Source organism: Rhodococcus sp. R1101 (genome assembly GCF_000278445.1).
Lineage (GTDB): Bacteria > Actinomycetota > Actinomycetes > Mycobacteriales > Mycobacteriaceae > Rhodococcus > Rhodococcus gordoniae.
The window spans coordinates 1-10,468 of the sequence record NZ_AJVB01000102.1; the positions used below are offsets into that span (position 1 = coordinate 1).

8 protein-coding genes and 1 pseudogene are annotated in these 10,468 nt (G+C 62.4%); 5 read left to right on the forward strand and 4 right to left on the reverse strand.

Going from position 1 to position 10,468, the window contains the following annotated elements:
- A partial coding sequence (locus R1101_RS0109335; protein WP_026003069.1) for a DUF262 domain-containing protein occupies window positions 1–849 on the reverse strand: 849 nt, incomplete at its 3' end.
- A gap of 995 nt (window positions 850–1,844) precedes the next feature.
- On the opposite strand from R1101_RS0109335, the gene R1101_RS26290 reads away from it, so the two are divergent.
- The gene (locus tag R1101_RS26290) at window positions 1,845–2,369 is read left to right on the forward strand and encodes a hypothetical protein (protein ID WP_016933179.1); all 525 of its coding nucleotides are present in this window, start codon (window positions 1,845–1,847) and stop codon (window positions 2,367–2,369) included.
- A protein-coding gene (locus R1101_RS29490; RefSeq protein ID WP_442969882.1) for an IS5 family transposase occupies window positions 2,266–3,062 on the forward strand; the annotation gives its coding sequence in 2 pieces (ribosomal slippage) (window positions 2,266–2,596 and window positions 2,596–3,062; 798 coding nt in all). The genes R1101_RS26290 and R1101_RS29490 overlap by 104 nt, the downstream gene beginning before the upstream one ends.
- 9 nt (window positions 3,063–3,071) lie before the next feature.
- Here the strand turns inward: R1101_RS29490 and R1101_RS31305 are convergent.
- On the reverse strand, window positions 3,072–3,707 hold the full coding sequence (locus R1101_RS31305; protein WP_157179137.1) for a hypothetical protein: 636 nt from the start codon (window positions 3,705–3,707) through the stop codon (window positions 3,072–3,074).
- Here R1101_RS31305 and R1101_RS0109355 point away from each other — a divergent pair.
- Window positions 3,694–4,134 (forward strand): hypothetical protein, encoded by a 441-nt coding sequence (locus tag R1101_RS0109355; protein WP_016933182.1) that lies wholly within the window; start codon window positions 3,694–3,696, stop codon window positions 4,132–4,134. The genes R1101_RS31305 and R1101_RS0109355 overlap by 14 nt on opposite strands.
- A 103-nt stretch (window positions 4,135–4,237) precedes the next feature.
- Here R1101_RS0109355 and R1101_RS29495 read toward each other — a convergent pair whose 3' ends face one another.
- A complete protein-coding gene (locus R1101_RS29495) occupies window positions 4,238–5,485 on the reverse strand; it encodes a protein NO VEIN domain-containing protein (protein WP_081494063.1) in 1,248 nt (415 codons plus the stop codon).
- A gap of 112 nt (window positions 5,486–5,597) precedes the next feature.
- On the opposite strand from R1101_RS29495, the gene R1101_RS0109365 reads away from it, so the two are divergent.
- Together R1101_RS0109365 and R1101_RS0109370 are read left to right on the forward strand one after the other, a co-directional pair.
- Window positions 5,598–7,316: an alpha/beta hydrolase gene (locus tag R1101_RS0109365; protein WP_016933184.1), complete on the forward strand. Its 1,719-nt coding sequence runs from the start codon at window positions 5,598–5,600 to the stop codon at window positions 7,314–7,316.
- A 111-nt stretch (window positions 7,317–7,427) separates the two neighbouring features.
- Complete coding sequence (locus tag R1101_RS0109370; protein WP_016933185.1) at window positions 7,428–9,164, forward strand: alpha/beta hydrolase; 1,737 nt, start codon at window positions 7,428–7,430, stop codon at window positions 9,162–9,164.
- Between the two features lie 528 nt (window positions 9,165–9,692).
- Here the strand turns inward: R1101_RS0109370 and R1101_RS0109380 are convergent.
- Window positions 9,693–10,468 (reverse strand): annotated as a pseudogene (locus R1101_RS0109380) (AAA domain-containing protein); the annotation flags it as partial.

Here is a 10,468-nt window from a genome sequence, read left to right on the forward strand (position 1 = left end):
CTCGAACTCCTTGAGGAGTTCCTTCTTGGGTCGTTCCTTGACGACAATTGTTCTGATGTGCAGAAACAAGTCTGCGAAGTCATCCGTGCCCAATGCTTCTTCGGCGTCGTCCCACCGGTCTGCGTACTCGTCTCGCCGACTTTCGTCCACGTCGCCTACGACTCTGGCCTTGAAGATGTCGGCTGCGGAGAGGTCCAATCCCCGCGAGTTCATGACACTGAAGATTCGGTGCGCACTCGCCAGATCCGGAGTGGTAACCACTACAAGGAAGGTTCGGGCGGCAAGCATTCTGGTGAGCTGCAGCCGACGATCCTCTGGCCACTCGGACACGGTCTTGAACAGCGCGAGACCATTCCCATGAATGGAGCGCTGCGCATCTGTTCTCAGATTGTCTGCCTTGACATCTTTGAGAAGCTTGACACCACCCGAGGACTGGACATGGTCGGCGAAGAACTGGCGATCCCTGGCTCGAAGTGCCAAGCGCGGCTTCGTTTCGAGGTCCAACATCAAGTTTCCGGGCTCTTGGAGCATCGCATCAATCTGCTTGGCGAGCTCCGGGTTTTCTGTCGAGTCACGCAGTACAGCGAGCAGGATGGTCAGGGTCGTCAAACGCTGCTGTCCGTCGATTACCTCAGCACGCGCCGCATTGGGTGTCTTGACCAGGACGATCGAGCCCAGAAAGTACGGTTCGTCGTCGCCACGGTCCATCGCTTCCACCAGGTCTTCGAGAAGCTGACCAGCTTGCTCGACCTGCCAGGCATAAGGGCGTTGGTATTCCGGGATATGAAAGTCGTAGTCGCCACAAAATACTTTGTTCAATGGCACTTCGCGCGCCTCGAGCTGTTGCATGAGGTACATCATGCAACATGCACGCTAGCCTCAATCATGCAGCCCCCCAAGGGGACAGAGAGAAGATCCCCGAGCGCAATTCTTACGGAAATCGGGTCGATCCTAAAGCCCGAGATCCATACCCCGACGCCGTTAGATCACCTGCCTCTTGAAGATCGCGAGGTAGAGTTGCCCCTTTACATTGCCCGTGATGTTTCCCATCAGCGGAATGTTCTGATAGCTGATCAGCTCCCACCCCCGTGCCCCCAGACCGTTCAAGCGGTCACTGAACGCCTGCAGTGATTCCGCCTGCTTCTTCGGGTTCTACCGTTCCGTGACGCTGATCGACTCGGTGAGGTATTCCCACTTCACTGCAGTTTGCATTGAGACTCCACTAATGGGCTTGGAGGTGGAAGAGGAACTCCCGCCCCGGTCTGCTGGATCCATGATTGCGAATCAGCAAGGATTCGGTTCGTTCAGCTTCACGACCGAAAGGACTGCGTCTCCTTCCCCAATAGGAACGCCTACACCCGGGGTCTGGCCGACGACCACCCAGTTCGCGTCGAGTACCTGATTACGGCCCTGGGAACCGAAGGTCGGAGCGCTCCCCCATGCAGGTCCGCTCGGGGTCGTCGATGGTGTGTCTATCCCGTCTCGCGAACTCGAGTACTCGCTGAAATCGAACGGGTCGGACGGTGACTGCACAGGCTTCTCTCGGGGGCTAGCTTCGGACCGGTTCCTGGGCGAGTACATCCCGGCAGGTATCGGCGTTATTGATCCTTCAATCGGGGGACACTCACAGCCCGTTACGAGCGCTAATGGGATCGTTACCCCAGCGTAATATCGATCGCAGTTGGTCCCGCCGATGCAGAGGATTTGGTCCCCATGGACGCTGAGATCCCGACGATCCGCCCCTCATCCTCCCCACTCCGACCGTCCATGCCATCCAGACGGGACCAGTGGTTGATTTGTCCGGGTCGAGTGGCACACTGTGCCGACCACACGAAGGAGAGCTCATGGTCCTACCTCTGATTCCGGCCGCGCTGATCGCCATCGGCGCCGTGACGGGCGGCGGCGTCGCGCTCAGTGGCAAAGGCATCGCCGACCGCAAGAAGGCAGCGGACCAACTGCGCAGGGCTCACGAGCAATACACCAAGCGCCGCGACGCGATCGTAGAACGCGTCGAGAAGACCAACGCCCAGCTCGAATCGTTGGGCGGGCAGCAGCAACAGTCGTTGACCGACGTTGTCATCCGCATGGCGGAGTTCTTGCGTCGACACGAGAAGCAGGTACGGGAGAACGAGCGGCTGCTGGCCGACGGGCTCCAGGCCGGTATCACGCAGGTCGACGGACCGAACGGCCTCGACCTGAACTTAGAGCCTGTCTTGTATGGCCTGAATCTTGTGTGCGGCATAATGCACCGTCGTGGTCGATGCGTTGTCTTCCCGGTTGGTACCGGATGCGTTGTGGGAGATCGTCGAACCGCTGTTACCCGGGTTCCGGGCGCGGCCGCAGGGCGGCGGCCGCGCAGCACTCGATGATCGTGCAGTGTTCACTGCCATCGTCTATGTGCTCACCAGCGGGGGTGCGTGGCGGCACCTGCCGCCGTCGTTCGGAGTCAGCGTCCCGACTGCGCACCGCCGCTTCACCACGTGGGTCAAAGCCGGAGTATTCGACGAGCTGCACCGCCAGGTCCTCGATCGGCTCGGCGCCGGCGGGGATCTGGACTGGTCTGCCGCGATCCTCGATGCCGCTCACGTGCGGGCGAAAAAAGGGGATCTTTGACCGGTCCCAGCCCGGTCGATCGCGGCAAGAACGGCTCGAAGATCCACATTCTCTCCGACGCCGACGGTATCCCGCTGGTCACCGCGGTGACCTCGGCGAACACCCACGACAGTGTGATGCTGCAGCCGATGGTCAGCGCGATCCCGGCGGTGCGATCGCGTCGGGGTCCGCGTCGCCGCCGGCCCGGCCGGTTGCGGACGGACAAGGGTTACGACTATCCGGTCCACCGCCGGTGGTTGAGGGCCCGCGGGATCGTCCCGCGCATCGCCCGCCGCGGTGTCGACAGCAGCGAACGCCTCGGCCGGTACCGCTGGAAGATCGAACGCACCCTGGCGTGGCTGAGCGGCTACCGCCGGCTGACCATCCGCTACGAACGCCAGGGCGAGTACTTCGCTGCTTTTCTCCAACTCGCTGCGGCGTTGACCTGCTTCAAGAAGCTCGCCAAATGAGACATGCTCTTAGGAGGCTGGCTCGGCGGAGCCATGGCATCGGTTGCGACCGGTGTCGGCACCGCATCCGCAGTGTCGGCTGCCGCCACAAACTTCGGTGTCGCAAGCACAGGGGCCGCCATATCCGGTCTCTCGGGAGCAGCCGCGCAGAGCGCCGCAATGGCATGGCTCGGCGGAGGCGCGCTGTCCGCCGGTGGTGGCGGTGTGGCACTCGGCGCGGCAGCGCTGAATGTGGTGACGATCGGCCCCGCTCTCCTTATCAGCGGATTCGTCATCAAGGGGCAAGGCCAGAAGGCACTCACCGAAGCAGCCGAGTTCCAAGCCAAGATCGACATTGCGAATGCCGAATTGGGCACCACCGACACTCTCCTGACCGCCGTCGACCACCGCATCGACGAATTGCGCTCCGTGCTCGGCGCGCTGACTGTCAAGGCAGTCGCGGCACTGGACGTGCTCGAGTCGGAGCCTTTCGATGCACACATTCATGCGTCGCGCTTTCAGCAGGCAATCACACTGTCGAAGGCTGTCCGGGATGTCGCCGCGACTCCCATTCTCGACGAAGACGGCGAGCTGACCGAGAACAGCGCGAATCTGACCGTGCGGTACCGCCCGATGACCGAAGGAGGCGACCGTGGCGCCGAACAAGGCCGACCGGAAAGTGCACGAGGGCGAGGTATTGGGCTCGGTGAAACGCAATATTGCTGCGGTCGACGGTTTCGCAGCGCTCTCGCAGCTAGTCACCGCCGCGCAGCAATGCATCGAGATCCACGCAGTCGAACAAACGAAACGCACCCGCCTGCACACCTACGCCACCGCGGAAGTCCAGCGCATCAAGTCCGCCGAGTCCATCGTCAGAGACTACTTCGAGCAGTCCTTTACCGAGCGCCGCACAACCTTCGATGCCTTGTTCTCCCGACTGGATCGGGCACTGGAGCAAGAGAATTCACAAGTGATCAGCGAGGTCCTGCGAGGGATCGTCGACATCGCCAAGACTTCTCCCCTGGCCGACCTCGGTGATCTCGGACAGATTCGCGCGGCGCTCGATGATCCTGATCAGGTGTGGGACCTGTAGGTCGCAGTACCGTGCAGCGTTGAGAAAGCGCCCCCGGGATCGGTGTGTGCCGACGATCGAGAACCGGCACACACGGATCTGCCTATTGCACTAGCCTATTGCACTATTGGGAATTTCGGTGCGCCCAGGTGTACGAGATCGATTGTAAATCCTCATACTTCGGCTCGAACTTGATAATCTCGAAAGTGCCGGAATCCTGGTCCAGTGCTCCGGCCGAGGAGAACTTTATCCCAGACCAGATGCCCATGAAGCAACGCCCAGGATTTGCCCTGGCAAATTCGACTTCGCCGCGAGTAACTATGACCGAATCTCCGCTCGATTGCGTCCCCTTCGCTTCGAGATAGAGTTCTATTCCGTCTTTCTCGGCGATCGCGTCGAACGGGTTCCCGTACCGCGTGTCGTGGACTGTCCACCCCTGAGAACGGTACGTCTCCATGAGTCGGTCCTGTGCTGCATCCTCCACTTGCCGACGGCGCTTCACGTCGGTTTCCCGGCCCTGCCCGCTACGACCGAGTTTCGCGAGATGGCGCGACCATAGTTCAGCCAAAACGGGCGCAACCTCGGACTTCAATTCGGTACCGCTGCCCTGTGGCGACCAATGTTGATTCGGAAGTTGCCGTTCGAGCGTTTCGGTCGGTAAGCAGTGTTCCGGTTCGACTGCGACATCCCAACGAACCATCACGTAGTTCGCCGTACCACCTGACTCGTCCCAATGCTCATCCTGGTAGATCTCGCCGAGGGCAGTGCCGCTGGCAACAACTCCTCGGCCTGCAGTCCCCTGCATCAACATGAATACTTGGTCCCCGAACGAAATTCCACTCACCCTTGATCCGGTAGACCAGTCATGCTTTTCAGGAGTTCCCTCGCGTGCCCCTTGGATCACCGAATCGTAGTCATTCCATCCACCCCGCATCGGATTCCATGTAAGCAAGAACGCCCGGGGAGTACGGTCGAGAACATCCGCTTCTTCGATTGAGGGATCCGGAAGGTACTGAATCGGGTTTCGACCTGTTGTCGGTACTGGAGAACCAATCAAGGCACGTCGGACTCGACTGTTGCGCGACAACGGCCGTCCGATGAGCGCAATCTTCGATCCTCTTCTCGGATCCGAGACTCGCTCGAAGTCATCGATTCGATATACCGCGACGATGAGACCATCTACAGAGAACGATGCGAATTGCTCGTCTTGCAGTCGCCTCTCCGACAGGGACCATCGACCTCTATTGTGCTTCCACAACTCTCGCTCGTCGGCCTGCGGGTCGTAACCGACCCATCGACGTTTCAACGCGTCCGACGCAATTTCGTCCTCCGAAAGCTCCCGCCGACGTTGCAACCTGATGTTCACCACCATGAAGCGAGTGTTACACGAGCTGAATGCCACTTACGTGCACGCTCGGCCTAGCCGGCTCACGCGTACATGACGTTGACCACCCCATTCCCCTGAATGCGGATATCGTCGCATCGTGACTGCCCCCGCCACGCCCCCGGAAACCGACGAGTCGAGTAAGAACAACCGACGCCACCTCTCCGTCTTCGGCCTCGACTTCGTCGGCCTCGTCGTCGCCCTGTTGTTCTTCGCGTGGAGTCTGAGCCCCTCCCTCATCCCCCGCGAGTGGTATTACCAGGGGTTGATCAGCGGCGTGACCGGCATCGTCGGCTACGGCATCGGTGTGCTCGGCGCGTTCCCCGCTCGGCGGTGGGTCGCACCGCGGCTCACGTGGTGGCGACGACGCCACACCGCCCGACGCATTGCCGAGGTCGTCGTGGCGGTCGTGGCGGTGGGAACGCTTGCGGGGAGTCTGCTCGTCGCGGCGGATTGGCAGAACGAAGTCCGTGCCCTCATGGGCATCGAGGAAACAACGGGATTCGCGTACCTGCGGACCGGTCTGGTGAGCGTCGCGATCTTCGCTGCCCTCCTCTACATCGCCCGCGGAGTGCGGTGGGTCGGACGACGTTTCGCGGAGTTCCTCGCGACTCGCCTTCGTGTGCCGGTTGCCGCGGCAGGCATCCTTGCCCCGGTGATCCTCGTGCTCGCGGTGGTCGTGTTCGTCGACCAGGTTCTGCTCGCGAGCAGCTCTGCGGCCGCGCGGATCGTGTTCGCCGCCGACAACAACAGCACGGACCCAGGCGTGGAGCAGCCTCGGATTCCCGAGCGATCGGGCAGCCCGGCTTCTCCGTCGTCGTGGGAGAGCCTCGGTCGTCAGGGACGCACCTTCGTCGCAGGTGGGATGGACGCCGAGCAGCTGACCGAACTGAACGGCGCTCCCGCGCTCGAACCCATACGGGTGTACGCGGGGCTCGAAGCCGACGGCACCACCGACGAACAGGTGCAGCTGATCCTCGACGAACTCGACCGTACGAAGGCGTGGGAACGCGAGATCCTCGTCGTTGCCGGCACCACCGGAACCGGGTGGGTGAATCCGTTCGCCGCCGACTCGATCGAGATGATCTACAACGGCAACTCCGCTATCGCAGCGATCCAGTACTCCTTCCTACCGAGTTGGATCTCCTTTCTCGTCGACGGCTCAGCAGCCAAGGCGGCCGGCAATGCACTGATCAACGGGGTACACGAACGCTGGTCGCAACTGCCGGAGGACCAGCGACCCGAGCTGGTCGTCTACGGCGAGAGCCTCGGCTCGCAGTCGGCCGAGGCGGCCTTCGACGACCTCGCCGACATGCGCAACAAGATCGACGGCGCACTCTTCGTCGGACCGCCGAACTCGAACCAGCTGTGGCGCAGCATCGTCGATCACCGCGATCCCGGTAGCCCCGAGGTCCTGCCCGTCTACGAAGACGGCGTCGCGGTGCGGTTCGCCTCCGACCTGCAGACGCTCGAAGATCAGCAGGGACCGTGGAACGACCCGCGAGTGCTGTATCTGCAGCACGCATCCGATCCCGTGGTGTGGTGGGGACCGGGATTGCTGTTCGAGCGGCCCGACTGGCTCGCCGAACCTCCGGGCTCGGACCGAGCGCCGTCCATGCGGTGGTACCCGATCGTCACCTTCGCACAGGTCGCTGCCGACATCATGGTCGGCACGTCACCACCGGTCGGTCACGGGCACAACTACGAGGACCTCATTCCCTACGGGTGGGCCGCCGTGACATCACCCGAAGGTTGGACGTTCGCCGACACACAGCGCATCGCCGATGCCGTCGACCGACTGCACGACACCGATGACTAGGCAAACCCCGGCACCCTTGGTGAGCATCTGCTAGTTTCTCCACCACGGCTTCGCATTCCGTTACCTCGCCATTCCTTCCTGCGCCTTGGTTTCCGACGAAAGCGACCGCCGATGACCACGACCCTCGATACACCGCCCGCACCTCCTGGGCCCTCCCCGTCGTTCGCGGCTCGTCTGAAGGACGGAACCCTGCGGTGGCTGGGGCGGTTTCATCCGGTCGGGCTCGCCGTCGCGCTGCTGTTCTACTGCTGGTCGCTGTCGCCGTCCCTGCTCCCCCGCCCCTGGTACCTGCAGGGCGTCGCGACCGGCATCAGCGTCATCACCGGGTACGGCGTCGGTGTGCTCCTGGCATGGGTCGTCCGTAAATGCGGCTTCGAGACGCACTGGTCGGCGACCGTGAGGAAGGTCGGCTGGTATCTGCTCGCGTTGGTCGCGATCGTGGTGGTGCCGACCTTCCTCGTCCTCGGTTCGAGGTGGCAGGACATCAGCCGCGAACTCGTCGGGATGGAACCCGGCAGCAGCTGGGATTATCCCGGCGTGCTGTTCGTCGCCGTAGTGGTGGCGCTGCTTCTCCTCGTGATCGGCCGGGGTCTGCGTCGCGTGGCGCAGTGGCTCGCCCGGCTCGTCGTCCGCGTATTGCCGGCACCGTTGGCACGAATTGTGAGCGTCGTGCTGGTCGGGCTGATCGTGTTCTGGGCGGTAGAAGGCCTGCTGTCGGTCCAGATCGCGCGTATCGCCAACGGCTCTGCCATGACCGTCGATGAAGGCACCGCCGACGGAGTCGAACAGCCGCAGGCGCCGGAACGATCCGGGTCCGACGCGTCGCTCGAACCGTGGGATTCGCTGGGGCGCGAGGGACGCACGTTCGTCGCCGGAGGTCCGAATCCGGAGGAGATCACCGCGGTGACCGGTGAACCCGCGATGATGCCCATCCGGGTCTACGCCGGTTACCGCTCCCTGGACACTCTCGACCGCTACACGGACTTCGACGAGATGGAGGTGCTCGCCTCGCATGTCGTCGCCGAACTCGACCGCACCGGCGCCTTCGACCGGAAGTATCTGGCCGTGGCCACCACGACCGGTCGCGGGTGGGTCAACCAGGACGTCGCCGCGGCCCTCGAGTACCTCTCGGACGGCAACTCGGCCATCGCGGCGATGCAGTATTCGTTCCTCGCCAGCCCCTTGGCATTTCTCGCCGATCGAGTTTCGCCGCGCAACGCGGGTCGAGCGCTGTTCGAGGCGGTGTACGCGAGGTGGAGCACTCTCGACCCCGAGACCCGTCCGAAGCTGCTCGTCTTCGGCGAGTCGCTCGGATCGTACGGGGGTCAGTCGGCGTTCGCCGGCGTGCAGGACATGATCACCCGCACCGACGGCGCATTGTGGGTGGGCACTCCGAATTTCACGGAACAGTGGCGTCGCATCACGGATTCGCGTGACCCCGGAAGCCGCGAGATCCTCCCGGTGATCTATGGCGGACAGAATGTGCGCTTCGCAGCGACCCCCGACGACCTTACCGATCTCGACGGTCTACGGGAGTGGGAATTCCCCCGCGTCATGTACTGGCAGCATCCCAGCGATCCGATCGTGTGGTGGTCCTCCCAGCTGGTTCGGCACCGACCGGATTGGCTGCGCGAGGAACGCGGCGCCGACATCGACCAAGGGATGTCGTGGATTCCGTTCGTCACGTTCTGGCAGGTCACTCTGGACATGGTGTTCGCTGCCGAAGTGCCTGGTGGACACGGCCACACCTACACGACCGAAGCGGCGTTCTTCTGGGCGGACATTCTCGGAATCGAGGACGAAGTTCGGGTGAAGGCGGTATTCGACGCGCTGTCATCGGGTGAGTGACGACGCACATTCACCCTCATTTTTAATCCGACGAACCGAGTTTCCTCGACGCTTTTCGCGCCACCCCGTGATAGAACGTCGATATCACTTGGGGATCGACACAGGAATGCGAACCGGAATACGTCGATTCACAGGTACAGGAAATTCGTGGACGCGGATCTGCCGCGGAGAGGTGTCGCGTATGTGCACGTGAGTGGCGTGGAACGACCTTTCCCGATATGAGCCGGAACGCTCCGCACATGAAAGATCCCCGAAGGCAATGCCTTCGGGGATTCTTCGGCGCTCGCAGACTACTGGCCGCTGAGGCTGCTGATGCTGCCGATGAGCTCCATGAACGGGCCGAGCAGCTTTGCCAGTTCGATGAGGTTCTGAATGTCTTCCATGGGACTCCTGTCATTGGGGGATTTCGATGCAACGAGAGATGTTGCGCATCAATAAATATCAGGAACCGGCGCACTTCGCTGAAGATAGGGCGTGAAAAGACGCACTGTAACGTTCCCGGTCGAAAATCGATGCCGTCGAGTTGGTTCAGTAATTGCCTGTCTCTGCGATCACGTGCGTGCCTTGGTCGGTGATCCCACGACGTTCCAGTTCGTCCCAGAGTCCGGCCAAAGCTGCGACCGGATCGAGGTAGTACTCCGATTCCCGGACCCGCCAGAACTTCCACCCGCTCCGGTGCAATTCACGCTCCCGCTCGAGATCGGCGCGCTGCCGTTCGGGGCTCGTATGCCACTGCTCGTCGTCGCAGGCAACGGCCAGCTTTCCCGCCGCCCCGGTGACCACCAGATCGATGAAGTGGCCGTTCACCTCGACCCGTGGGTTCACGTGATATCCACGAGCGACGATATCGAGGAAGACGTCCTGCTGGAAAAGGCTGTCGAACGCCTCGTGCCGCTCGTCGCGCGTCACGCCGTCGGGCATCGGCTTGGCCGGCCGCGGGGACGTCGTCCGCATGTGGGTGAGCAGTGAGTACCGCAGGTCGGTACGGCGCAGCGTGTCGATCGTCCTCGAATGGAACAGCCACAGCTGGTCCTGGGCACGAGAGGCCGCCACATTGAACCGTCGTTGGTATTCGGTCCGGGTCAATGCCGCGATGTTCTGTTCCGGCGCCACGACCATCGACAGGAACACCACGTTCCGTTCGTCGCCCTGGAAGTCCGGGGGCGTGCCGACGCGAAGCCTGCGCTCCTCCCATTGCTCCGGGGTGAGCCGGTCCAGCAGCTCGTTCTGGATGATGTCGACCTGCAGCTCGCCCCTGCAGCACCACCACACCGAAGGTCTTGCCGTCGTAGGCGGGATCCTCG